Raw genomic sequence first — 26,584 nt, forward strand, 5'->3', positions numbered from 1 at the left:
GGGCTTTGCGCATAAAAAAGGCTGTGTCAGCGTTTTGACACAACCTCTTTTTTATTGTATGAACTCTGTCCAACATAAACAGTACTCCCTTTTTCCCACTAGAGTTCATGTCTATTTTATATTTAAAATTAAGAATAACAATGCTCCAATCTATTTATTCTCTGACTTCGGAATCCAACTATCCACCAACAGCCGATGCTCATCCCTCCATTTACGGGCTATTTCTTCTTCATCCATCCTGGCATCCTTCATAGCTGTCATAAAAGAGCTAAGTTCTTCTGTCGTTAGTTTGATGTTGCCAAAGAATTCGGCAGCAAACGGATCTTTCTCACTGAATCCTTTCCATGCAATAGCATGTATTTCTTCCAAGTCTCCATATACTTTCTTCGGATCATCCAAGAATTTCAAGTCAAACTGGTCGAACATCCAATGCGGTGTCCACCCCGTAATGACAATCCATTCTCCTTTGTCCATCGCTTTTTTCAAAGAAGCCAGCATGGTGGAACTACTTGAAGTCATGAGGGTATACCCATCAAGTCCGTAAGCAGCAATGGCCTTATCGGTCGTCTTCATTATCCCTGCTCCCGCATCAATTCCTACTATTTCAGAAGAAAAACGGTCTTTATTAGCTTCCAGCTCATTAATAGACTGGATCGTAACATATTGAGGAACAACCAGTCCGACGCGAGCTTCTCCGTATACCTCCCCCAAAAATTCGATGCTGTCCCCATACTGATCCATATAATCTTTCATCGTTATTGGTAACCAGGCATCCAGAAACACATCAGATTTCTTTCCTGACATAGATACAAAGATGGGGGCAAGGTCAGCATTTTGCAGTTCAACCTCATATCCATGCTCTTCCAATACCACCTTGGCCAAATGACTCATGGCAATACCTTCCAGCCAATTGGCATAGGCTATTTTTATTTTCTTTTCCTCTAGGTCTGAATGAGCACAGGAAGCCAGCAAAAGCATAGCCGAAAGCACTATTCCTACTATTTTATATATTCTCACATGCATTTTTATTCCTTTCCGTTTTAGTTCTTATTTTTTCGTCCTGCCATTCCTTGTGTGATACGGTCTAAGATGATAGCTAAAATAACAACAGCTATACCACCTTCAAACCCAAGTCCGATTTTCATTTGGGTAATACCTTTCAATACAATTTCTCCCAGACCACCGGCAGCAATCATGGCAGCAATGACAACCATAGAAAGCGACATCATAATTGTCTGGTTGACACCTGTCAGAATGGTGGGCAACGCCAAAGGAAGCTGCACTTTATACAATAACTGCCAACGGGTAGCCCCGAACGAACGGGAAGCTTCCACTACATTTTTAGGAACTTGCCGAATTCCCAATCCGGTAAGGCGGACTACAGGAGGCATAGCAAAGATAATGGTAGCAAACACTCCCGGCACTGCTCCCAATCCGAAAAACAAAACAGCAGGAATCAGATAAACAAAAGCAGGCATCGTCTGCATCAAGTCGAGAACAGGACGAAGTATTTTCTCTGCACGCGGACTGTTTGCCGTCCACACTCCTAAAGGTACACCAACAATCAGAGCCAGACAGGTAGATGAAAAAACGAGAGCCAGGGTTTGCATAGTAGCCTCCCAGAATCCCATTCCATAGATCAGTAATAATCCCAATGCGGTGAAAATTGCCGTACCGCGTCCTGCTTTCATCCATGCGAGTGTAGCAAGTACCAAAATGGTTATATAAAAAGGTATTCCGAAAAGTATGTGTTGGAATCCTATAATAAAACTACCGATGCCCGCATTCACGGCATCAAAGAAAGTGGAAAAATGTACCATCATCCAATTGATGGCCATCTCTATATATTGTCCTATATTTATCATAAATCTATTGCGTTTTGAATTATTTCGTTTATTTCTTCTTTGTCTTTCCCGGTCACTTCGATGATTAAGGATGAAAGCGGGATTGTTCCTAAAAACTCGCGCGTCTCATCAATCACCCATACCGGCGAATTGCTCTTTGTCATTAGAGGAAGTATATCCTCCAACACCGTATCCTCCAACACAGAATGTACTTCTGTACGCACAATCGTTTCAATGGATTTTTCCTGTTTGCTACGTAACTTAAGCAAGTCGTTCAGACGTACTTCTCCGACCAGTTTATCATCGGCGTCTATGACAGGTAATACGGTGATATTCTTCGCACGCATCTTACGAATCAATACTTCGGGACCTTCTTTCTTCAGACGGGCCACCAACGGTTTGTCAATCATTAAAGAAGAGGCGGTAATAATTTTGCTCCTATCCACGTTTTCAACAAAACGGGCTACATAATCGTTAGCCGGTTCAGTCAGGATTTCCTCCGAAGTACCTACCTGCACCACTTCTCCGTCTTTCATGATGGCAATACGGTCACCTAGCTTAATTGCTTCACTCAAGTCGTGGGTAATAAAAACAATCGTCTTTTTCATCTTTGATTGCAAGGCCAGTAGTTCATCCTGCATCTGTACGCGAATCAGAGGATCGAGAGCAGAGAAAGCCTCATCCATTAAAAGCACTTCAGGATTATTAGCCAGAGCACGAGCCAGTCCGACACGCTGTTGCATTCCACCGGAAAGATCGCCTACCATCTGATTTTCATATCCTTTCAATCCGACAAGCTTCATGCTTTCCATCGCTTTCTTCTCACGTTCCTCTTTCTTCACTCCCTGAAGTTCGAGGCCGAACGCGATATTGCTCAATACGGAACGGTGAGGTAACAGACCGAAATTCTGGAAAACCATCGCCAGCTCTTTCCGGCGAACCTGCAATAATTCTTTTTCGGAAATTTTAGATATATCTACTCCGTTTACAAGCACTTGTCCGGCAGTAGGACGTATCAGACGATTGATACAACGCAGTAATGTCGATTTTCCACTTCCCGAGAGTCCCATTATCACGAAAAACTCTCCTTCATTAATTGAAAGATTGGCATCTTTCACTCCTACCGTACAACCGGTATCTTTCAGAATTTCCTCTTTACTCTTATCTTTTTTCAACATCTTGAGGGCTTTCTGCTTCTCGTTACCAAAGATAAGGTACAAATCCTTTATTTCTATTTTACTCATATAATATATTGGTTTAGATTATAATATTTGTTTTGTTTTCAACTGCCGCATTCCTTATTCTCACTTACGATAAACAAGTTGAATGTTCGCATGGTTCAGTCATGTCACATGATAACATGACGGTCCGACGTTTTTTAAATGGTTTAAAAAAAACAGACAGAGTAGTTTAAAAGGAATAGAATTTGATAAGATTATCCTCTTAATGAACAGTAGAAAATAGTATTTTCATAAATAAATAACAGTCTGTTCTTGCATATTGTTGGCACAAAGGTAAGGAAAATAGATTAAATATGCAAATTTCATTCAGGTACGGAGTAATTCCAAAGATGCTTTTTCAAGTCTACGCATCCATTTTGTTTGAAAGAGATCCCTTCTTCCAACAAGAGTTGTTTCTGCTCTGTCCAACCCGGAACAAGCCGTCCCGACGCATTGACAACCCGATGACAAGGCGCAGATAAATCATCCGGAATCTGTTTCAAAGCACGCCCCACCATACGGGAACATTGAGACATTCCCAATAATGCGGCAATTCCCCCATAGGTAGAAACTTTACCTACCGGAATTTCTCGGACAACCTGATACACCTCTTGACAAAAGGATGCGGAAAGGCTCGCCTTATCTACTTTATAATCTTTCATCACTCAAACATTACTTTATTTCAGTTCCAAAACTAGATAAAAAGAAAAGAATTTGCAAATAACGAAAGCATTTCAAATAAAATATGCAACTTTATTTGCTTTATTTACAAATAATCCCGACCTTTGTACCCAATAAAAGCAACCCTATTATTAACAAAACAAGCACTGCTGTTATGAAAAAGAAAACTATCCTGTTCGCTTCTTGTTTATTGGGAGCACTGGCTTTCAGCTCCTGTGAGAAGAACCTTTATGATGAAAGTAAACAACCCGAGAAAGAAAAGAGAATAACAGACTTGAATATTCCTGCTGACTTTGATTGGGCTGATTCTCAAAACGCTAAAGTTAAATTCACTTGCCAAACAGCAACTACAATCTACGTATACTCTGAAAAAGATTGTAATGAGAATAGTCTAATGTTACAAATGGATGTGGATGCAACCACAAAAGAACTCCCACTTGAAATACCAGGATACTTAGAGAATGTATATGTGAAATATGAAGGAGAATCTAACGTATTCACTATTCCCGTTGAAAATGAAACGATTTCCATTTCAACAGTTCCTAAAACAAAAGCATTAACCGGCAAAGCAGCAGCCAAAAGTGGAATGAATATATTTCAATTTTGCTATCCACAAAGTCGTGGTTATGCAACAGTTATGTTTGAAGACATGTATCCAAGTTTAGGTGATTATGATTTCAATGACTTTGTTGCATGGTACAAACTTCAAATACCAGAATTCTATCTTGATTACAAAAAAGGTGGATATTGTACAGAATATCTCTATATAGGATTCCAAGTCAGAGCTATTGGTGGTGTTTATGATTATGACCCATATATACGTCTGACTGATGTTAAATACGATGAAATCAATCTAAATCTAACTTCTGATTATCAAGATGAAAGATTCAAGATTCGAAAAGGACCAAACGGAGAAGTGATTCTTGTCTTTGAAAAACCTTCTATACCAGAGGGGTATAAATACTTTAATACCGATCCGAACCAAATGACCAAACCTGATCTGTTTGCTCCGTATATATATCTGCACTTCAAGTCATCAGTTAGAGTAGAAAGACTACAAAATAGTAAGGTGGATATATATCTGGCTAAGAAAAATCATGGACAGGAAATTCACCTTAAAGATTATAAATCTGTTTACGGTTCTCCACAAGAGAAATATGCAAATGAGAAGAATTTTGTATGGGGATTCAAAATACCGGCAGCAATATATCATGCCACTGAAACAACCAGCTTCCTGGAAGCATATCCCGATTTCGAAGCTTGGGTAACTAGCGGAGGAGAACAAAAGAAGATGTGGTGGGAGAACTGGAATAGCAAAAAATTGATTATCAATTAATCAACATATAGAATAAAGAGGTTACAAAACTTCATATTACTTATTCATTTAGGCGCGGATTACGCAAAACATGAATCAATCAGTCTCATGTTTGCGCAATTCGCGCCTAAAGCATACATATACCAGATTTACTATAATATCCAATCAAAGAAATAAGTTCTATCCTTTCCTCTTCAACAAATCTGTCGGACTCTCTCCAAACTGTTCTCTATAACATTTAGTAAAATAAGAAGGAGAACTAAAACCAACTTCATAACCTATCTCTGCCACTGTCATATCCGACGAAGCAAGCAGGGAAGCAGCTTTCTTCAAACGAGCTATACGAAGCAGTTCATTCGGGGAATAATTAGTTAGGGATTTGATTTTGCGATAGAGTTGCACACGGCTTAATCCCATATCTTTACCCAAGTCTTCCACATTCAAATTTGAATCTCCCATCTTTGCCTCAATCAAAGCTTTGAATTTTTCCACAAAGTCTTTATCCATATCACAGACATCCTCTTTCGCCAACGTTTGTCCGTCACCAAAAAACTGTTTCAGGCGGCGGTGTGAATCTATCAGATTACGAACGCGTGCCAATAGTAATTGCGAACTGAAAGGCTTGGAGATATAAGAATCTGCACCACCATCATACCCTTGAATTCGTTGTTCATCCAAAGAACAAGCTGTCAATAGGATAACAGGAATATGACAGGTTTGTAATTCGCTTTTCAAGCGACGACAACATTCAATTCCATCCATTCCGGGCATCATTACATCGGAGATAATCAAGTCCGGGACATATTTCATAGCTTTACGAATACCTTCCGAGCCGTCTGCAGCTTCTATAACAGTATAATCAGTATGAAGCAATCCATGCACATATAAGCGAATATCAGCGTTATCATCAATAATCAGAACGCAAGGTTTGGAAGAGTCGTAACTTTTTTCCAATTCCTCTTCTTCGTAAGTTAAAGCATCATTCAAGCTCGAAGAACCGGAATAACCGGAAGTTGCAGGAGTTGCCGGAACCCCAGCAACGGCAGAGGTTGTAGCATCGGTGGAGGTTACAGAAGTAGCAGACACAGAGAATGCCGGAGAGTTTTCAGAAACAACAGTCTCGCAAGTCTGCACAGGCAAATCAACGGTAAAGATAGTTCCTTGCTTTTCATCACTTTCCACCGTGATGGTACCTTTATGCAATTCCACAAAAGCCTTTACCAATGCCAGTCCAATACCCGAACCGGCATGGTGCATATCTATCTTATAGAAACGGTCGAAAATATTCCGGATATGCTCCGCAGAAATCATTGAACCGGTATTGGCAACGGTAAAGCGAATCCAGCAATGATCGTCTTTAGTCAGGGAAGACAAGCGTACAGTTACTTTTCCGTTTTCCGGAGTAAATTTGAAAGCGTTGGAAAGGAGGTTGAAATAGATGCGTTCCAACTTTTCTACATCTGCCAATGTGCGGTAATCCGTATCCGGCATATAATCGAATGAGAAATGAATATGCTTCTTCCGGGCTACTGCCATGAAAGATTCGTTCCATCCTTCAAAAGAAGAAAGAATGTCTAACGAAATAGGAGTATATTCCATTTTTCCATTCTCGTATTTACGAAAATCCAGAATCTGATTGACAAGACGCAAAAGGATATTCACGTTTCGCTGAACTAACAATAACATTCGGCGCTGATCTTCACTCAAAGACGAATCAGCCAGTAAATGCTCTACCGGGTCGGCAACTAATGTCAGTGGAGTACGAAAATCGTGAGATATATTTGTGAAGAAAACCAGCTTGGCATGAGTCGCTTCTTCCAGTTGATGAGAAAGCTGGATAAGCTGATCCCGCTGTTCTTCGAGTTTGTCACGCTGTTCTTCAAGAATATCCCGTTGCTCTTCGAGTTTATCGCGCTGTTGCTCTACTTGTTTCTTCTGTTCGGACAACTCTTTATTCAGGCGATTCTTGGAACGGAGGGATTTATAGACTACCAACAACAATCCCGCTACTAATAAAAGAATAACCAAGCCGCCATACATCACGACCTGCTGCGTAGCTACACGCGACAGATACCCACCGATACGTCCGTTCAATGTTTCAATCTTCTGATCCAGTTCCGAGATATGGGTAGTCTGAAGTTGCATAACGTGCGCGTTCGTGCGGTCTACAACGGCAGTATTCATGACCGTTTCGCGAGGATAAGACTTCTTCTCAAGAATATTCATGGCCAGTTGCATCACTTTGTCCCCATTAGTCGGATAAATAAAAGTTGCATCCAGCACATTGTCAAGCACCAATTCAAGCCCGTTTCCTTTGCCGGGCAGGGCATCAATGCCAACAAAAATCATTTCCTTTTCACGTCCGGCTTTCTTCGCAGCTTGATAGGCTCCCGGAGCGATACGGTCGTTATGTGCATATACCGCATCAATCTTCGGATGACGGCGAAGCATACTATCCATTTCCACTTCTGCCGGTTCACGTTCCCAGGCAGCATCCGCTTTATCAATCAGTTTGATATCCGGATAATTGCTGATAGCAGCCATAAATCCCTGATGGCGTTCCATGGCAGGGGTGGAACCACCCAGTCCGGTAAGCTCCACTACATTCCCTTTCCCTTTCAGACTTGATGCGATATAATTTCCTACCGCACGACCTATTTCATAATTATCGGCACCGATATAGGCAGTATATTTATCAGAAAGTATCTTCCGGTCTACAAGAATGACAGGTATTCCTTTCTGATAGGCCTCCTCCACAATTGGAGTCATGGGAGCCGCTTCATTGGCGGAAATTATCAGTAAATCAACTCCTTTATCTATAAAATAATGAACATCTTCCGCCTGCTTACGGTTATCATCCGCCGCCGAGCGGATTTCAACCGACACTCCATCATAAAACATCGCTTCGCGAAGAATCTCATCATTCATCTTGTGCCGCCAAGAGTCATCACTACATTGGGCCACCCCAATACGGAAACGAGGCGCATCCTGACGACAGGCCGCCAAGCCCAAAAGACAAAACAAGACTGTTATCCACTTCATATATTTCATCGCTTCAATCATTCCCTTTCTTTCGTATATCTTTTGTATTTCTTTCTGTAATCCAAATTTCTCTCCCCGCATTATTTGCATTCACCACCGGGAAATACATCAGTTCCACTTTCACAGGGTTCAGCGTGTATTTTCCAGTAAAGCGTGAAAGCAAAGGAACCGTAAACTGATAAGTACCTACCGGTAATTTTTCGCTAAAGATAACAGTTTTCTCTTTAAAATACTCACGATATACTTCAGAACGGGAGAAATTAACAGGTTTTGAGGCATAACTACAACCTGCCGGAACAGGAACTTCGAGCATCACATATTGCGCACCCTCCTGTTTCACCTGCAAGGTAACTGTCAATGTAACAGGTACACCCGCCACCAAAGAGTCTTTTTCCAAAGTCGCCTCCACCTTGAAAGCATCACTCTGACGAGCATTCATCACACGCTTCATTGAATAGACACTATACAATAAAGGCTCTTTTCCCGTTTTTGAAATAAGCAGACTGTCGCCTGCTATCAGCCGGGCATGATAAGGAAATTCCGTAATTCGTTGATGATCCTTACCGCTCACAGACACCGACGTTCCTGACATCCCTCCGGAACCTGCCAACAAATCGGTCAGAACAGTTGCCACAGCCGAAGAAGCCTGATACGTATTCCATCCGCGCTCCTTAGTCCGCAAAATATACAATTGCATATTTTCTTTCAACTTACACAGGGAAGGGTCATTTTTAATAATCCGGTAGGCTATCAATGTATTTATCATCTGATTTCCCTCCCAATAATAAGTACGCCGTCCGTCGTCACAGTAAACACCTTCCAGCATATCCTTTTTCAGATAAGGACGTACGCTATCACCCACATTCACCGAATCCACCTGTTGCTTGATTTCCCAGAGAAGCAGCTTCTCTTTCAAGTATGAAAGAGGACGATAATACTTGTTTCTATTTGCCAACGAGTCTTCTTTCTGTTCCAATTGCCGGACGAAAGGTTCCAATAATCTGACTGCCGAAGAATAATCCGCCTCTACTTTCCACTCATGCAGAGCATGAAGTATTTCTATATCTTCCAGTTTCATTCCTCGATAAGGACGCGTATGAGCATACTCCACTTTCAAACCATTCAGATTCAACTCCACAGGATAACCTGCATCTTGCGCCATCTTCAAAGCCCGCAGAATATGCGCAGACATCCAGAAAGAAGTATTTTCAGAGTTCCCCCACCACGACCATAACTGATGTTTGTTCTGATGATTCGTCAGTCGATGGATGATAGGTCGAATTGCTTTATCTACTTTCACCTTTTCACCCTTACTCTGCATATACTGTTGGTAAGCCAACAAACCGATTAACTTGGATGCCAGCTGCTCATTGCACAAATATTTGTATCCTGTCAAGTAATTCACTGATTCTTTATAGATGTCCAACTGATTGTCAGTGATACTCACCATCACTTCTTCATCCTCGCCGGATTGCACTTTGACCGTCTTTGCATCGGACAGAATACCCAATGTGCCCTCCGCCAATTCAGTTCCCTGTGGCAGTATCGGAATCGTATATTCCTCTCCATCCTGATAGCCATCGTCGCGAGTGAAAAGATAGCTGATGGTCACGCTATCGGCATGAACTGCCTGCATCGGCACTGTTTCATGAAATCCCTCCATGAAACTCACTTCCTGCCGTTTCAACGTATCCGTTCCGACGCAGAACTGTGTCTTTCCGGCTATGTGCTGCCCATCCAGATAATTGCGGATAGTCCCAACCACCGTACTCTGATCCCCCTCCACCAGGAAGCGGGGAGTTTTCAACTCCGCCATCAACGGTTTGTAAGAGCGGATGGAACGTCGGAAAGTACCCGTCTGCAAACGACGGTTCATGCCATAAACGACAGTTTCCCATTTCGTCACATTATCGGGGAAAGTTGTTTCAAACTGTACCGTTCCGGTTTTATCCGTAAACAAACGAGGCTGCCAGAAAGCTACATCCGAAAAATTCCTACGTAAGCCATTCAATTGCATCAGTTCATTATACAACTGTTCGTTATCCGCTTCTTCTTTCGCTTTCTGATCTTGCTCTTCCAGTTTCTCCAAAGGTGCGGTTGCAGCAGCAGAAGAAGAACCTACCATTAATCCGGCAACAGACCCCGTCAACGAAGATCTTGAACGCATGCCGTATCCTACAACGACCACTTCCTCCAGCGCCTGACTATCTTCTTCCAAAGTAACCAACAGATTGGCTCCGGGAGTTGCTCTCATCTCCTGCTGTTTAAAGCCGACATAACTAAACAAAAGCTGATCCCCTCCCCTGTCACAATCCATTTCGAAATATCCGTCCATGTCGGTGATCGTTCCCTCCGTCGTTCCTTTCACCACCACGCTGCACCCGATTAAAGGCTCTCCGGTAGCATCCGTTACATAACCGGAGACTTTACCGCCGTAATTGCGTACATACTGCCTGATCCTCATTTCCCTGTGACCAGGAAAGTTTGTACCGATCCTGCCAATTCCTCTTCCCAGCAAGAGCCACCCTGCTGACAACGAATCGCGTTCGTGTAGAGGCAGAGATTCCATATCTACATCCAGATAGGTATATGATTGTATCGTCAGAGCATCCTGTTTCAGATACTTTCCATTGTTATAAAGCAAAATCGCATCATACGTTCCGGCAGGAAACTTGGAATATATTCTATTCATTTGCACCAAAGTATCCGGATAAACCAGTTCTCCGGTAGTGCAGTCTTTAAAGAGCAAGTTAGCCACTCCGGTAGAATCTTTTTCTTCCGGAAGCCGGAAATTCAACGTCTTATCCGGCAGGGAGAAATAAATCCGGGTGGGATGCCAACTCTTTCCCTTGCGAAGTTCGGCCACCAGACTACGGAATCTTTCCGGTGATAAATGGTAATCATTCAAAGTCGGAATCTTTGCCACAGACGAAAAATTCAGATAAGCCGGGCACAGTTCCTCATCCTTATATTTATAAACCACATTGCCCTCGAATTCATAAGAGAAACCTCCCTCATGCCGATACAACACACCATTCATATATTTCCAAGGTCCCGGCTCCACAGGACCTGCCAATATCTTTTTCTTGTAGCGCGACAGCTCCATGAGTGAAACCGGAAACAGCTTTCCATTATGTTCGAGCGAAGTATATACCGCCCCATCCATCACCGGAAGACGGCAAAGATACCGTTCATAACGCTTCTTCTCTTCCGAAGTAAACTTATACTCATCATATTTCCCTTTCCTCTGCCGCAACCAGACTACTTCCACTCCTTGCGGCAACTGATTCATATCGAAACTTAAAATCGTTTTCTTGCCCCGGTCGAAAGCCAGAGAATCAATGATGAAAGCCCTGTCGTGCATTCGCAACATTATCTTCTGCTTTCCCGACGGATGCAATACAGGAAAAGAATACTGCTTAGGCTGTTCCGTCCACGAAAAATAGCAGGGAACATCGTTCTGCTCAATCACATAGATATTCACCGCCCGCCCGTTCAGCATCACATAAGGAGCAAACTGGGTGGTTCCATCCGGTGTATCAACCGTCTGACGGAACAGATTTCCCGAAGGATAAGCAAACTGATAATAAGGCAACTTATCCAAATGAAGCAACTGGTTCCAATGCTGATAATCCAATGTGCCGGTATGTAGATACTCTTTTTGCTTCATTGAGTAGGAAGCTCGTTGCTCGCGCGGACGGGGTGCACTCCCGTAATAGGGTAAATCGGGTACGTGATAATCCAGCTGCGTGTTGACCGCAAAAGCTGTCAGATCGACGTTGGATACCGGACGCCCTTGTATATTGGTCACGTTCAATTTTGTTTTCACTTTCTGACCGGGATACACTCGTTCCGGCAAATCAGATTCAATCACCAGCCGTTCGGAAGGTGAAGTGTACGAGCGTTTCAACATACATTCCTTATCCCCCATGAAATAAAATACTTCTACGTAATAGACGGAAGAGGGATCGATCTCTCCGGATTTGTGTTCCATCTCTTTTCCCGAACCTTTCTGCAACAGGCGGTTGCCTTGATACACATACCAGGAAAGTTCCAGCTGCAAAGGATTGGAAAGGGAGACACAGAACGAATCTTTTTCTATGCCGCCATTCAGTTCCAGTTTGGAGTCAAGTGCGGCGGAAGCAATCGTCGTTTCATATCCTGTTTCCGGTATTTTGAAACGATAGTCCGTCACCGCCTGATTGAACGGTTCGCGATAGGGCAAACGCACTTTCTTCACTTCTTTCTTTTCACCATAGGTCAGTTCGGCCGCCACAGGACGCTCCACTCCCAGGTCGAAGAATGAAAAGCAAATAGTATCCGCCTGCGTAGTGCACTGCATATCATAGCACGAATAGTAGAAAGTCGCTTTGCTCTGCTGCTCCAAACGGTTATTGTCTGCCGTAAGCAAAACTACATTCACCGTATAGAAGCAATCGGAAGCTCCGAATATCCGAGCAGGAATATCTACCGAAGCTTTCCCGGAAGCATCCAGTTCCGCCTGCACGGACATCAGTGTATCGGGCAAAGAAAGTATCTGCGCATACGACTTCAGTACCTGCTGTCTGCCGACAGTCACTTCTACATTCACCTCCCGCAAAGGAAGTCCGTTGGCATCCGTTGCACTGATATCCATGCGGTTACTCTGCGATGCATATTGCACATTCGAAGCCAGCTTCACCAACAACTTGTTTCCGTTCAGTTCGTAGTCTTCATATTTGAAATTGGTGGAGGCTACGATGCGTCCCCGCTTATCACGAAGTTGTACAGTATATCTCTGATCGAGCTTCAGGTTCAATGAATCCGCCAACAGGAATTCTCCGGCGAAGCCTCCCGGATGGTAAGGGACGACGGACATTATCTTCTTATAGTCACGCCAGGAAGAACCGACACGCATCCACAATGAAAGTTCCTGTTTCAGAGGACGTTTATGTTCGGAGAGAGCATAAGACTTGAAACGGACAGTTTCGCCCGGTCTGTATTTATTCTTGTCAGTAATCAGGTAACTATAAAACTCCGGTGCATCTTGCCGCCCATAATCATTTTTATACCAGGGTGGTACAAGGTGTTTCCTCAAATCGAATACCGCACGAAACTTATCCACTTCAACCGTCAGGATATGCTGTTCTTTCTGCGACCAGTTATCGTCAGTATACGTCTGACTGTCTTCATCGTAATAAACAGCCTTGCTGCCTACCCGCACTTTGGCATCTTTCCTGATAGTTTCCCCGGCATCAACCACCTGCAAGGTGAGTACACCATACTCCTTGAAAAGGAAAACATGAAAAGGAATCACCGGAGCATAACGGTAATGAACTTCGTTCCGCTCTACATCAGCCAGCAGAAAATGCCCTTTGACCGGAGGATTGCTCCAAGTATCCGTGAAACGGGCAAAAGGAGTCTGCTGTATTTTATCCCATTGTTTCTGTCGGAGTTTGCCTTTGAGAAGTTTCAAAGCCTCTTTGTTAGTCAGTTCGAAAACGATCGTTTCGGGAGAGGTATCATCCCAGATCATCGGTTGTCCGAATGCTCCATTGGCAAAAAGCAGGACTCCCAATAACAACAGGCTCTTTAGCTGGCATAGCATTGTGTTCATAGTATTCGATAGATTGATTGAGAACAAAAATAGAAAATAAAACTGTGAGTATGCTATAAATCACTCGATTATTCGCAATCTTATCCCTTGAAAAAAGTAAAAATGGTCCCCCATATTTACGCGGGAACCATTAACAAACGTATAAAGGGTAATACGAACACTTAATTGATGTTATAAAACATCTCTTTTTATTTGGATTATTTGCTAAGTTGACAGAAGTCCGTATCTTTGCAATGTGTTTTTCATAGTATTAGATTTAAGGTTAACAAAGGTTGGAGCAAGGCGTTGCTCCTTTTTTTATGCCTGTACGTTTCGTACGTACAAAAAACAAGAGGTACACCCCACGAAATGAAATATACCTCTATGCTTACTATCAATAAAAGAATTACATCAGTCTATCTTTCAAAACCTGCGGAAGTTCGGGCATCGCACCTCTCTGTGTGCAGACATAAGCAGAAACCTCAACAGCCAGCTTATGCGCTTCGGGCACCGGTTTTCCATTGAGAATGGAGGCACAGAAAGCAGCTGTAAAAGAATCGCCTGCGCCCACTGTGTCGGCAACCGGTACTTTGGGCGTCTCCTGGAAAGAGACAACGCCCGGTGTGAACACATAGCTGCCATTGATGCCGCAAGTGAGAATCAACATCTTCAGGTTGTATTTTGCCAACAGAATCCAGCATTTATCCTGCAAATCAATGCCGGGATAACCAAACATACGGCTGATAGTCACCAGCTCTTCGTCGTTTATCTTCAGGACGTTGCAACGGTGGAACGATTCGCGCAGTACCTCTTTAGAGTAGAAATCCTGGCGGAGATTGATATCAAATATCTTGAGCTGTCCGTCTATATCGGGCATCGTATCCAGAAAGCGATTGATAGTGGCACGGCTCACTTCATTACGTTGAGCCAGCGAACCGAAGCAAACAGCACGTGTGCTCAAGGCCAGACGTTTCAGCTCATCCGTAAAGGGAATGTTGTCCCACGCCACGCCCTCTTTGATTTCGTAACAAGGCACGCCCTCGTCATCGAGCGTCACCTGCACCGTACCGGTAGGATAATCGACCTGTTCAATCTGCATCTTCAACTTCTTCTCGTTGAATACTTTCAGAATTTCTTCTCCCAGTTCATCCCTGCCTACGGCACTCACTACACGACTGTCAAAACCAAACTGTGATACATGATAGGCAAAGTTTGCCGGAGCACCACCGATTTTCTTTCCTTCGGGCAACACATCCCAAAGTGCTTCGCCCATTCCTACAATTATATTATTCATGATATACGGGTTTTATTGTTTCCAAAGTTATAAAATTATTTTCTGATACGGAACGTATAATACAAGAGATAAAGCACGCCCACCGTCATTACGGCAATAGCACCATTCTGTCCCATGGAAGTATCCGAAGCTACTCCCATTGCCAACGGAAACACCGTCCCGCCGAAAAGTCCCATAATCATCAAGCCGGAAACTTCGTTTTTCTTACCCGGCAAATAAAGCAATGCCTGCGAGAAGATAACGGAAAACACATTGGAGTTACCGAAACCAATTAAGGCGATGCAGGCATAGATAATTGCCTTTTCATGGAAGATAAACAAACCGATCATGGCAATCAACATCATCACCACACTAATGCCGAAGAAAGATTTCGGAGACATCTTACGCAAGATGAAAGAACCCAGAAAACAGCCCGCCGTACGGAAAATAAAATAAAGACTGGTTGCAAAAGCAGCATCATCCAATCCCATACCAATGCGCTCCATCAGAATCTTCGGGGCGGTAGTGTTCGTACCTACGTCGATGCCGACATGGCACATGATACCAATGAAACAAAGCAGAATAAACGGTTTGCCAAGCAGGGCGATGCATTGTCCGAAAGTAGACGGTTTGCCATCTTCTTTCTCCTCTTCAATCTGTGTGACATTGAGCAGAAGAATAGCGATGACGGCCACAATCATATAGATAGGGAACAGGATGCGCCAGCCTAAATCGAAAGTCGGAATGGCCTGTGTCGCTCCCCACATGGCGATATAAGGTGCCAGGAAAGAAGCAATGGCTTTCACAAACTGGCCGAAAGTCAGGCTACTTGCCAGGCGGTCGCCACGCACGATATTGGAAAGTAACGGATTCAGAGAAGTCTGCATCAACGCATTTCCGATGCCCAGGAGGGAGAAGGAAATCAGCATCAGCATATAGCTGTCGCCAAAAACGGGTAGTAACAAAGAAGCGAAAGTCACAATCAAACTAAGCAATACGGTTTTCTTCTGACCAATGCGGCTCATCAGCATGCCGGTGGGTACGGAGAAAATCAGGAACCAGAAGAATACCAGTGACGGAAAGATATTCGCCTGTGAGTCTGACAGACCAAGGTCTGCCTTTACGTAATTGGAGGCAATGCCTACCAGGTCAACGAATCCCATGGCGAAGAAGCAAAGCATCACCGGGATTAGTTTGGAGAGGGAAGAGTTTTTACTGTTTTCCATTATTTTATCTTTTATATGATGAATTCTGTTTCCATAGGGCGGAGCACATACCCCTACGGCAATGTATGCATCAGTCCTTTATATAGTTGGTGTATCCTCCCGTTCCTTGTTACTTTAAAGCTACGGTCTTGTTGGGTTACCACGGCCGTGGTAGCTTCTTCCCACGGCTGTGAAGAGTTCTCACCACGGCCATGGGAGGATCTCGTCACGGCCGTGACGAACTAACAGAACCGTAGCTTTGAGGAAAGTATCTCCGTACTTTAGTAGAACTCTTCCACTAGGACAGACGTACTCTTCCATAAGGAAAGACGTATTAGTCTATAGGGAAAGAAGTTTTTACTCTAAAGAAACAGGGAAAGAGCGCATGGAGTTAGGAGAATGAGCTTATTTCTTCAACTTGTAGATCACAAACGAATCTACTTTATACGCTCCTCCTTTACTGTAAAAGTCGATATGAGTGTAAGGTTCCGACGGGAATACTTGATTAGTCATCACAAAACGTCCGCCATCACCAAAGGCTTCCACACTGGATTTGTCAACAAACAGACGGAGTTTCAATTCGTCTTTTCCACTTTCAATGGCCGTCCAGGTCAACATTGGGAAGTTCTCATTGAAACCTACATCTCCGCTCTTGCGGCGGTCCATCGAGAATTTCTTTTCTTTCATGTCATATTGCATATCCACTTCTTCGCCTTTGTCATTATAAAGACGGAAGCCAATTACATCCGCATATTGATTTTCGATAGTCAGTTCTATTTCGTATGCACCCTCATTGCCGGCAATCATGTCTTTGATGGTACGTGTTCCGTTCACTTTAAACGAGCGTTTCTTGGAGATGTCACGCAGTTTCAGCAGTTCGGGAGAGGGAGCAGACTGAAGATAAGTCTCGCCATCTACGGTGAATAGGCTCAAATCACGAGGAACAGAGTTCGGGCTACGGTATTGAGAGGTAGGAACATCGTTTGCATATTGCCAGTTGCTCATCCATGCGATAGCGATGCGACGGTTGTCGGGAGCATCACTCCAAGTTACAGTGGCGTAATGGTCTTTTCCCCAGTCCATCCATTTGGTTTTGGAGGGTGATTCATTTACAAATTCTTTTCCGTTGAAGGAGCCTACAAAATATTGAGTAGCCGAGTCACCGAAAGGACCGTCGCCGAGGCTGCAAAGCAGTACCCATTTCTTTTCATTCGTTCCTTCTACCGGGAGTTCGAATAAATCGGGACATTCCCAAACGTTTCCGTGTGCGCCGTGTCCTTTGCCAAAGCAGCTTTCAAATGTCCAGTCTTTCAAGTTGGGGGAAGAGAAGATTTGCATTTCCTGCCCTACTGCCAATACCATGATCCAGCGTTTGGTGCCTTCGTACCAGAATACTTTCGGGTCGCGGAAGTCACGTGCTTCGGATACTAATACAGGATTGTTTTCGTATTTGGTAAAGGTACGTCCGTTGTCGGTGCTGTAAGCAATGCTTTGCACCTGACGGTCGCCGTTTTGTGTATAGATGGCGACGATAGCGCCTGCACCGAAGCCGGCGGTATTATGATGATCTATCACGGCGGATCCACTGAAGATAGTGCCGAATGCATCCGGGGCGATTGCTACGGGGCGATGTTCCCAGTTTACAAGGTCTTTGCTGATGGCATGTCCCCAGTTCATATTTCCCCATTTGGAGCCGTAAGGGTTATATTGGTAGAAAAGGTGGTATTCGCCGTCTTTGTATACCATTCCGTTCGGGTCGTTCATCCATCCGTAGAGGGGAGAAAAGTGATAGGTGGGACGGAACTTTTCACGGTTGCTTGTATCGAACGTATCGGACAATTTCATTTCCTTGCAGCAAGCAGTGTTGTCCGGTGAAAGGTTGACACGCACCGGGTCGTTGGAGTTCATTTTAAATTTGAAAGAGATTAGTTTGCCGGAATAGTCGGAAAGGTCTACCGGAACAAAGTAATCGACTTTATGGATGGCCAGACGGACATCGAAGTTCTTTACCTCTTTATTATTAACAATCATGCTGATACGCACATCGGGCGATGCATCTTCTACGGGCAACAACAGATACTTCTGGTTAGTGTTGACACGTACGAGGCAATGTCCTTCTCCTAAATCTTTAATTAATAGAGGAGAGTTGTCCGCACGGGCGGATAGAGAGATATTCATCACAATCATACAAAATAAAACCGCGAAGGTTTGAATTTGTTTGGAAGAGAGTCTTAAATTCATGCTTTATGGTATTAAGGTTGTTACAGTGCAAAGATAGGCGCTCCGGGATGAAACGCCTATCACTTTTGTTTCAAACACTGTAAAAGATGTTACTTTTCTATTAATAGGTGCTCACTTGAATATCTGATACAGTGATTTCACCTTTATAACAACAGAGTGACCACGGATTCTTCTGCATTTGATAGATGCGGTTCGTGAAAGATAACTGGTCGTTGATGTAAGTCACACAAACCGATTGGTCACTGTAAATCGTCACACGGTATTCATTATCCGCCGGAATATTGAATTTGTTATCAAACAAGTATTTGGCATTGTCACCGTCTTTCTCGAAGTTGGCTTTACCCTCGTCAGCGTTGACGTGGATGCTATACCATGATTTGGAGTCCGTTCCACGGACGAAAGAGATTCCAAAACGATCTGTATTCGAGGATGCTTTTACGGTAAAGGAAATCTTGTTGTGTACTTTCAACCGGTTGAAGATAACGGAAGCTCCTTCGGCCAACGTATAGGTTTTACCGCTTTCTGTTACGTTTCCGTCTTTAGCCATCACTTTTACCTCTTGTGCGGAAGTGTATTTACGGTCGATTGCATCGGGAACTCCAAGAGTCAATGTACCGTCTTCGTGCTGAATGAGGCGTTGTGCCACCAAGTTGCCAGCCCATTCGGGTTCTACATCCCCTACGTTTCCATTATCATTACCGGCACGGGTAGGACACCAGCCCCAGATGTAACGGTTGGTTCCATCGGAAGCAGTCTTGCCTGCATAGAATGCACGGCTGTCCAGCATACCTTCCCGATTGTCCGGCCATATTCCGGCATCATTGGCGGTGGTTGCTTTCAGTTCTTCAAGTGTTCTGCCTTTGAAGTATTGTACCTTGCGCATGAAGGAAGCTTGTTCCGAATAGACCAGATACCACCAGTCTCCCATTTTGAATACGTCCGGGCATTCATAGAAACGGTCCCACATCATGGTCATAAATATGCCAGCAGACGCCCACTCTTTCAGGTCAGTAGAGGTGAATTCGGCAATGTGTCCTTTTCCGTTTTTACGGGTGGCAATCAGCATGTGATAAACGCCGTCTTCGGTCTGGAACAGGAACGGATCGCGGAAGTCATTCTTGTCATAGCCGTACGTATCTCCTTTCAGATAGAAAGTGCGGTTCTTGGTCCATGTTTTAAAGTCGGGAGAGGTAGCTACCATGACTACCTGTGCATTCTGGTCGGAAGAAGGTTTGAATTTATTGCCGGTGTAGAAGGTGTAGTAGAGTTTATCAACCGGATTATAGATGGTACCTCCTGTACCGATGGCAGCATCCTGTTCGTCACGACCTCCACACGGAATCAGTTCGCCGAGAGATTCATAAGTAGCACCGTCTTTGGTGGCCACCCCGAAAATGGGGTGGTAAGTAGCTTCGGGGTTCGGACGGTAGTCTTGCAGGTACATCACTTTAAAGTCTTTGGCAACCGGATCATAGAATGGCATCGGGTCACCAACAAAGCCTACCTGCGGTTTATAGTACATCGAGAAGCCATGCTCGTCGGTCGATTGGAAGTAAGTGGCTGTACCATCCCAGTCTCTTTGAGTCAATACGGGATCCATCTCATCACTGCAAGCGGTCATTGAGGCCAACAGCGTGGTGATTGCTATATGTAAGATCATATTTTTCATAATTATTGCTTATTCTTTTATTTACATAAGTAGTTGATTGCATTCAGAGTCATTTGCTCTACGTTGTAGTGGTAGTAGTCGGCAGAAGCGTCTACGCCTTTACCGTACCAGTCGTAACAACCGGAGCCGATACAAATTGTGCGTCCGCTGTTGGCGCGCGGCTCAAATTCGGCAATGACTACCGCACCGTCACCTCCACGTGCCAGGTCAATTCCTCCTGTCAGGTTACGCCATTCGTTCAAGTCGGCATAACCTCCCCAGTCTGTTCCGATATGCCATTGCGCTGTACTATTGGTTATCGCATAGCCGGCATCACAAGTATATACTGTCGATTTGTCGCCATCTTTCCATCTTAAATCCTGGAACAACGGATGCGATTCGCTACCGGTAATCGGGAAGCTCCACGGAGAAGCCGTAATTTCGGGTGAGTCTTCGTTTCCTCCCCAACTGTTGTTGGGTACACGCTCATCTTTTGCAATGCTAAGGTCCTTAATATAGAAAGTTGCATAGCGGGTCAGCAACAGGTTACCACCGTTTTGATAGTAGACTTTAAATTTCTCTACGGCAGCTTTCGCATCATCCGGCAAAGGAGGATTATCGCCATTGTCTGCATGAAAATGCCACCAGATTGCAGTATATTTACCTAAATCTACTTTTCCGTCTACTACATCTTTGAATGAGATGTATTCGGACATGGATATATTATCCATCATCCACTGGGCAGCGGCTTTTTCTTCAGGACTTGTCAGTTGGCTCACAGAAGAAGCTGTGCCGATAAAGGCAGTCGGAATTACATTTCCTTGAGTAACTGTTACTACATAAGGAGTCACTGCCGAACGGTAAGTTGCCGTATAAGTGACAGGGTTGGTAAAGTCCTGGATGCTGCCGGATGCCGGAGTCACAGTGACTCCATCTGATCCGGTGAATGTACCTTTCAACTGGGTGATATCCACTGTCAGTGGAACAACTACAGAGATTGTTTTTGATAGCTGGTCTACTTTTCCTACATAAGTATCATTCAACTTAAAGGTCAGTATCTTTGCTTCGTCTCTCTTCACGGTAATCATATAGCTCATCTGTACGTCGCCATTCTTCACGGTCAAAGATACGGGAAGAGAAAAGTCGATTGTTTCACCAATAGCAATGCTCGCCGTAGCACCTTCGGAAAGATTGATTTCACTGACGGCCATCCGGGTAACGTCATAATCGTAAGGAACTCCCACTACGATTGTCTTATTCTGATAATCGATCGTCCCTGCGTATTCATCCAGTTTGATAGAGTTCACCCATACATCTCCGTCCAGACGAAGATTGGATTTGAAGTCATCGCTACATCCCGCAACTGTCAGACATGCTACAGTCACCAACAGGATGGTATAGAGTTGTTTTATGATTGATTTCATTTTATTCTTTGTTTTAAGATTGATGGTTACCAACCGAAATTCTGTGTATAATTTCCGTTACTAGCACTGATCTGTTCGAATGGAACAGGGAGGTATTCGTTCTTATTTTCTGTGAAACCTGCATTCTTGTAGACAGAGCAACGGGATGCTTCGGTCACATAATAAGCATTGATGACGTCTTTGGCTTCTCCCCATCTTACGAGGTCGAAGAAACGTGAGCTTTCCATTCCGAACTCTACACGACGTTCCCATTTCAGCATTTTCATCGCTTCGTCCTGTGCATAGGCTTTCAGTTCATAAGGAGTTACTTTAAAGTTTACTCCGTACTCTTCTTTGTAATTGAAAATCAGCATGGTACTTCCGGCTGCACGACTGCGGACATCATTGATAAGTGAGATAGCGTCAGCGATACGTCCATCGTTCAACTGTATCAGGGCTTCGGCACGCATCAGCAATACGTCTGCATAACGGATGACGATATGATTCAGAGAACTTGCCCAATAAGAACCTTTTTTCAAACAGTCACAATCCGGGTCTACATTCTCTTTGAGAGAAACATAATATCCGTAAAGTCCCTTGCTACGGCTCCAGTCATCATTCTTCTGAATCATGTAACCTTCGTTGTATTTATAAGGGAAGCCCGGCATACCTACCGTGTGGAATAAACGGGGGTCTACATTGTCTGACGTAACCTCGTAGTTCTCATTATCATAAGTGCTGAACAGCGGTTTTCCCTGCGAATCAGTTTTGAAAGCATTCACCAGATTCTGGCTCGGCTTGTGGAAATCACAGCAACCGAGTATCTGCGGAGTTGTCAATCCCATTCCCCAGTTCAGGTTACCGTTGTAGGTTCCGTCGTTGATAGAATACTGAATGGCCCATACAGATTCGGCACCATTTTCGTATTGCGGCAGGAAGTTCATGCTATAATCAGTTTCCAGTCCGTAACCGGCTTTGGCCATGATAAGGGGATCGGTATATTTCACCACCTGTTTCAAGTCTTCTTCGTTGATGCCGGTAAGGTTGTTGTTCACTCCGTCCTGGCGGTAAGCCTTATATAGATAGGTCTTTGCCAGATAAGCGGCAGCGGCAGCCTGGGTAGGACGTCCTTTTTCCATTTGTATCTCCAGCAGATTGTCGTAAGCAAACTGGAAGTCGTCTGCTATCTTTTGCCATTGTTCATTATTGGTATAAGTGGTATTCGAAAGCTCGTTGTAAGCATCCGGATCCATGTTTTCATCATTCACGATAACGATCTTCTTGAACAGTTGCTTCAACATAAAGTGAGCATGACCGCGCAGGAATCTCATTTCAGCAATGCGCTGGTTCTTCAGCGGATAAGTTTTCTCATCCATCAGGTCGAGTGACTGTAAGGCTGTGTTGGCACGAGTGATGCATTGATACAGTCTTTTCCATATATCGTTGATGTTCCAGTCTGTAGTGTTGATACCTTTGGAAATCTCCAGTGCGTTGAACACACCACCGTCTTCTGTTCCGGAACCACCTTTATAACAATCGTCGGAACGCACATCATAATTCCAAAGAGAGAATGAAGAGTTGATGTCGTCACCTGTCGCCCAAATGGCGTAGGCTGAAATCACGAGGTTATCCACGTATTCGGGAGAAGCGATCTGATCTCCAGTCACAATGCCCTGCGGAACCTGACGATCCAAGAAATCGTCACAGCTGCTTGTCAGCAAGGTAAATCCGATGGTTGCTATATATAATATCTTTTTCATAATCGTTCGTTTTATAAATGAGGTAAATTAAAATCCGATGTTAAGTCCGAATGTGATATTCACAGGGATCGGATAAGAGAAGTTCGGATTCTCCGGATCTTCTCCCGTAAAGTCCTTACTTTTGATAGTCAGCAGGTTTTGTGCGCTGCAATAGAAACGCAAGCGTTCCATTCTCAACTTCTTGGAGATGACTGCCGGAACTGTATATCCCAACTGGATATTGCGCAGTTTCAGGAAAGAACCGTTTTCTACAAAATAAGTGGAGACGCGCTGTTCATTGTTTGTATCGCTACGAGTCAATGCCGGGATATTGGAATTCGGATTGGTAGGCGACCAGGCATTGAGCAAACGGGTTCCTTTGTTCAGGAAGCCGACATTAGCTGCACTCCAGAAATCGCTTTTCTTCTTCACGTCACTAATGATATCCACTCCCTGCACGCCTTGCCAGAACATAGTCAGATCGAAGTTCTTATATTCCAGATAGATATTCAAGCCGTAGCTGAAAGAAGGAGTAGGATCGTAAATCCATTCCTGGTCTTTTTCATCAATCACACCGTTGTGGTCGATGTCACGATAGCGAATACGGCCAACAGCTGCACCTTCCTGCGTAGCGTGATTATCAACTTCTTCTTGTGATTTAAAGATACCGTCGGCAATGTAGCCCACTTGTGAGTTGTATGTATGACCGACTACGCTCTTTACTCCATTACCACCAAACTTACCATTAGCGGCCACCGTTTCCGGTAATTCAAGAATTTCATTCCGGTAGGTGGAGATGTTTCCGTTCAGGTCATAAGTCAGTCCGAAAGCAGTCTTGTTACGATAACCCAGATTAAATTCAAAGCCTTGGTTTTTCATCGCACCCGAATTAATCCAACGGCTGCCACCTTCTCCCAATACTCCTACACCGGCCATTTCGGTCAAGATGTCGGTTGTTTTCTTGTAATAGTATTCCAATGAACCATAGAGAGATTGTTTGAACAAGCTGAAGTCGATACCGACATTGGTCTGTGTGGTTGTCTCCCACTTGATATTGTCATTACCGATCTGGTTACGTTTGAATCCAGAAGGTAGAGTGCTACCTCCATTGGAACCGGTAATATCGTATGCTGTACCGTAGCTCTGACCTCCGAAGGAATCTGTTGTACCATAGTTAGGCGCGTAAATCGTGTAACGGGCAAGGTTGGAGATTTCCTGATTACCGGTCTGTCCCCATGAAGCACGCAGTTTTAAATCGTCCAGCCAAGTCAACTCTTTCATAAAATTTTCCTGTGTGATGCGCCATCCCAAAGATACGGAAGGAAAAGTGGCATAACGATGGTTTTTACCGAAGCGGGAAGAACCGTCACGACGGAGCGTCAATGAAAGCAGATATTTGTCTGCATAAGAATAGTTCATTTTACCGAAGAAAGAGACAAGCGAGTAACCTTCGCCGGCACCGTAAGCCTGTGCTGTGCCGCTACCTGCATCGGGCCACATATAGTCGGGAGTAAGGATAGAGAAATCTTCTTTGTAGCCGGAGAAGTGACTGTCGTCTTCCCGGTTTAGCTCCATACCTGCCATGACGTCTCCACGATGCTTGCCTATTTCTAACTGGTAAGTGGCAATGGCATTCCACATCCATTTGGTCCAGTGTTCCTGTTTGGCTTCTACGGCACTCTTCCCGTTGTTGGTCTGTGTTCCTTCCTGATAAGGATAGGTGAAGTAACGGGCTTGTTTGTTTGCATAGTCCAGACCAAAAGTAGAACGAACATTGAATCCTTTGAAGAGGCTTAGATTCACATAAGCATCACCGAACATACGCCAGTAAGTGTATCGGTTGTCTTTGTTGTATTCAAGTACCGCGCGAGGATTACGACGGTCCGGCCATCCGCCTACCGGTCCTCCCCATGAACCATCCGAAGCATAAACGGGGATAGCGGAAGGAATGTCCAAAGCAGTTTCAATAATTCCGCCGGGAGCTTGTACTTCCGAAGTACGGTTTAAGGTGAAATGCTGGCCGATAGTCAATATATCATCAATTAATTTATAATCGCTGTTCATACGGGCGGAAAAACGGTCGAAGTCTGTATCTTTGATTACACCCAGGTTTTTGTAATATCCCAGAGAGAAGAAGGAAGAACCTTTCTCCGAACCGTTGCTGACAGAAAGATTGTATTGCTGGATGACACCTGTACGGGTAATTTCATCAAACCAGTCGGTATCTGCCACAGGCATTGTATTCTTCGAGTCCAGGTATTTGGAAAGACTCATACCGTATAGTACCGGATTTCCGTTGGCATTGTAGCCCCAATTATAGTTATATCCCAAAGCATTACCATTCGGGTTCTCGCCATCGTTTACATAGGCTTGCCACATGGCACGTCCGTACTGTTCCGTATTCAACACATCCATCTTACTTTGATACATGGAAGCTGAAACCGAAGCATCAAAGTTGATTTTAATCTGGCCTTTCTTTCCTTGTTTGGTAGTAATGACGATAACGCCATTTGCAGCACGCGAACCGTAGATGGATGCTGAAGCAGCATCTTTCAGTACTTGAATGGATTCAATGTCGTTTCCGTTCAATTCGTGCATACCAGCTTTGGTAGGAACTCCATCGATAATATAAAGAGGATCGTTGTTGTTCAGCGTACCGATACCGCGAATACGTACGGTAGCTGATCCGCTCGGATTTCCATCCGCTGTAATGTTCATACCGGGCACGCGGCCTTGAAGTGCTTTCACCGGGTTGTTCTCCCCTTGCTTCTGGATTTCGTCTACTTTCACTACGGAAACAGCACCGGTCAGGTCGGCTTTACGTTGAGTGGTATAACCTGTTACAACCACTTCATCTACCATTTGAGTGTCTTCTTCCAATAATACATTAACGATAGCAGCCGATTTTACGGTCACCGGTTTATAACCAATATACGTAATCTTTAGAGTAGAGTTAGCCGGAACCGAAAGGGTGAAATTACCATCTAAATCAGTAATTGTTCCATTAGCAGTAGCTGTAGCTTCAACAACAGAGGCGCCGATGACCGGCTGTCCGTCCGTTTTAGAAGTAACGTTTCCTTTCACCGTAATGTTTTGCCCCCAAAGGACTGACATGAAAGCAAACAGGAAACAAACGCTGCAAAGAAGTTTTTTGTTCTTCATAATACGATGCATTAGTTTGATGTTATTAAATTAAAAGTACGAATTTTATCTATATCGATAATGCAAATTACGGTTGATTTATATCAAACGACTGAAAAAAATGTTTCAAAGGCTATAACATTTGTTGCATAGAACGCTATTTTATAGGGTTTTATACATGTTTTCTTTCATTACGGGAATTCTTGGATTCATATTCTTTTATAATCGCAGAAAACGCTACCTTTGTATAGTGATAT

At 44.0% G+C, this 26,584-nt stretch carries 14 protein-coding genes; 1 reads left to right on the forward strand and 13 read right to left on the reverse strand.

Features of this window, described 5'->3' with window-relative positions; genetic code table 11:
• Nucleotides 1–150 precede the first annotated feature (150 nt).
• From DWZ47_RS23740 to DWZ47_RS23755, 4 genes are all read right to left on the reverse strand, one after another.
• Nucleotides 151–1,017 carry a glycine betaine ABC transporter substrate-binding protein gene (locus DWZ47_RS23740; RefSeq protein ID WP_117514889.1) on the reverse strand — a complete coding sequence of 289 codons (867 nt, stop codon included), beginning with the start codon at nt 1,015–1,017 and terminating at the stop codon, nt 151–153.
• Between the two features lie 23 nt (nt 1,018–1,040).
• Nucleotides 1,041–1,865, reverse strand: a complete 825-nt coding sequence (locus tag DWZ47_RS23745) for an ABC transporter permease (protein ID WP_004307076.1) — start codon at nt 1,863–1,865, stop codon at nt 1,041–1,043.
• Nucleotides 1,862–3,088 carry a glycine betaine/L-proline ABC transporter ATP-binding protein gene (locus tag DWZ47_RS23750; RefSeq protein WP_004307077.1) on the reverse strand — a complete coding sequence of 409 codons (1,227 nt, stop codon included), beginning with the start codon at nt 3,086–3,088 and terminating at the stop codon, nt 1,862–1,864. Before DWZ47_RS23750 ends, DWZ47_RS23745 begins: the two co-directional genes overlap by 4 nt.
• Nucleotides 3,089–3,387: 299 nt before the next feature.
• Nucleotides 3,388–3,726: an MGMT family protein gene (locus tag DWZ47_RS23755; protein WP_004307078.1), complete on the reverse strand. Its 339-nt coding sequence runs from the start codon at nt 3,724–3,726 to the stop codon at nt 3,388–3,390.
• A gap of 173 nt (nt 3,727–3,899) precedes the next feature.
• Between DWZ47_RS23755 and DWZ47_RS23760 the strand changes: the two genes are divergently transcribed.
• On the forward strand, nt 3,900–5,081 hold the full coding sequence (locus tag DWZ47_RS23760; protein WP_233525099.1) for an LruC domain-containing protein: 1,182 nt from the start codon (nt 3,900–3,902) through the stop codon (nt 5,079–5,081).
• 159 nt (nt 5,082–5,240) lie between these two features.
• Here DWZ47_RS23760 and DWZ47_RS23765 read toward each other — a convergent pair whose 3' ends face one another.
• The 9 genes from DWZ47_RS23765 to DWZ47_RS23805 all read right to left on the reverse strand — a co-directional run bounded on the left by DWZ47_RS23765 (nt 5,241) and on the right by DWZ47_RS23805 (nt 26,348).
• Nucleotides 5,241–8,111, reverse strand: a complete 2,871-nt coding sequence (locus DWZ47_RS23765; protein WP_316121720.1) for a substrate-binding domain-containing protein — start codon at nt 8,109–8,111, stop codon at nt 5,241–5,243.
• A gap of 4 nt (nt 8,112–8,115) precedes the next feature.
• Complete coding sequence (locus DWZ47_RS23770) at nt 8,116–13,698, reverse strand: carboxypeptidase-like regulatory domain-containing protein (RefSeq protein WP_117514868.1); 5,583 nt, start codon at nt 13,696–13,698, stop codon at nt 8,116–8,118.
• 385 nt (nt 13,699–14,083) lie between these two features.
• Entirely contained in the window at nt 14,084–14,971 is an 888-nt protein-coding gene (locus DWZ47_RS23775) for a carbohydrate kinase family protein (RefSeq protein ID WP_004307082.1), read from the reverse strand.
• 35 nt (nt 14,972–15,006) lie between these two features.
• A complete protein-coding gene (locus DWZ47_RS23780) occupies nt 15,007–16,176 on the reverse strand; it encodes an MFS transporter (protein ID WP_074637871.1) in 1,170 nt (389 codons plus the stop codon).
• Between the two features lie 384 nt (nt 16,177–16,560).
• Nucleotides 16,561–18,396, reverse strand: coding sequence for a DUF4980 domain-containing protein (locus DWZ47_RS23785; RefSeq protein WP_117514870.1), 1,836 nt, complete (start codon nt 18,394–18,396; stop codon nt 16,561–16,563).
• Nucleotides 18,397–18,496: 100 nt separating this feature from the next.
• Nucleotides 18,497–20,065 carry a glycoside hydrolase family 32 protein gene (locus tag DWZ47_RS23790; protein WP_182281652.1) on the reverse strand — a complete coding sequence of 523 codons (1,569 nt, stop codon included), beginning with the start codon at nt 20,063–20,065 and terminating at the stop codon, nt 18,497–18,499.
• A gap of 17 nt (nt 20,066–20,082) precedes the next feature.
• Nucleotides 20,083–21,468 (reverse strand): DUF4960 domain-containing protein, encoded by a 1,386-nt coding sequence (locus tag DWZ47_RS23795; protein WP_117514874.1) that lies wholly within the window; start codon nt 21,466–21,468, stop codon nt 20,083–20,085.
• Nucleotides 21,469–21,494: 26 nt separating this feature from the next.
• A complete protein-coding gene (locus DWZ47_RS23800; RefSeq protein WP_117514876.1) occupies nt 21,495–23,207 on the reverse strand; it encodes a RagB/SusD family nutrient uptake outer membrane protein in 1,713 nt (570 codons plus the stop codon).
• Between the two features lie 27 nt (nt 23,208–23,234).
• Complete coding sequence (locus DWZ47_RS23805; protein ID WP_182281653.1) at nt 23,235–26,348, reverse strand: SusC/RagA family TonB-linked outer membrane protein; 3,114 nt, start codon at nt 26,346–26,348, stop codon at nt 23,235–23,237.
• Between the last annotated feature and the right edge of the window lie 236 nt (nt 26,349–26,584).

Origin of the sequence: Bacteroides sp. AF32-8BH (genome assembly GCF_003435205.1) — a bacterium.
GTDB classification, from domain to species: domain Bacteria; phylum Bacteroidota; class Bacteroidia; order Bacteroidales; family Bacteroidaceae; genus Bacteroides; species Bacteroides ovatus.

Coding starts and splice junctions, on each gene's coding strand:
- DWZ47_RS23770 (WP_117514868.1), bottom strand. CDS start 13,698: ATGAACACAATGCTATGCCAGCTAAAGAGCCTGTTGTTATTGGGAGTC.
- DWZ47_RS23785 (WP_117514870.1), bottom strand. CDS start 18,396: ATGAATTTAAGACTCTCTTCCAAACAAATTCAAACCTTCGCGGTTTTA.
- DWZ47_RS23765 (WP_316121720.1), bottom strand. CDS start 8,111: ATGAAATATATGAAGTGGATAACAGTCTTGTTTTGTCTTTTGGGCTTG.
- DWZ47_RS23745 (WP_004307076.1), bottom strand. CDS start 1,865: ATGATAAATATAGGACAATATATAGAGATGGCCATCAATTGGATGATG.
- DWZ47_RS23790 (WP_182281652.1), bottom strand. CDS start 20,065: ATGAAAAATATGATCTTACATATAGCAATCACCACGCTGTTGGCCTCA.
- DWZ47_RS23760 (WP_233525099.1), top strand. CDS start 3,900: ATGAAAAAGAAAACTATCCTGTTCGCTTCTTGTTTATTGGGAGCACTG.
- DWZ47_RS23800 (WP_117514876.1), bottom strand. CDS start 23,207: ATGAAAAAGATATTATATATAGCAACCATCGGATTTACCTTGCTGACA.
- DWZ47_RS23780 (WP_074637871.1), bottom strand. CDS start 16,176: ATGGAAAACAGTAAAAACTCTTCCCTCTCCAAACTAATCCCGGTGATG.
- DWZ47_RS23755 (WP_004307078.1), bottom strand. CDS start 3,726: ATGAAAGATTATAAAGTAGATAAGGCGAGCCTTTCCGCATCCTTTTGT.
- DWZ47_RS23750 (WP_004307077.1), bottom strand. CDS start 3,088: ATGAGTAAAATAGAAATAAAGGATTTGTACCTTATCTTTGGTAACGAG.
- DWZ47_RS23775 (WP_004307082.1), bottom strand. CDS start 14,971: ATGAATAATATAATTGTAGGAATGGGCGAAGCACTTTGGGATGTGTTG.
- DWZ47_RS23795 (WP_117514874.1), bottom strand. CDS start 21,468: ATGAAATCAATCATAAAACAACTCTATACCATCCTGTTGGTGACTGTA.
- DWZ47_RS23805 (WP_182281653.1), bottom strand. CDS start 26,348: ATGAAGAACAAAAAACTTCTTTGCAGCGTTTGTTTCCTGTTTGCTTTC.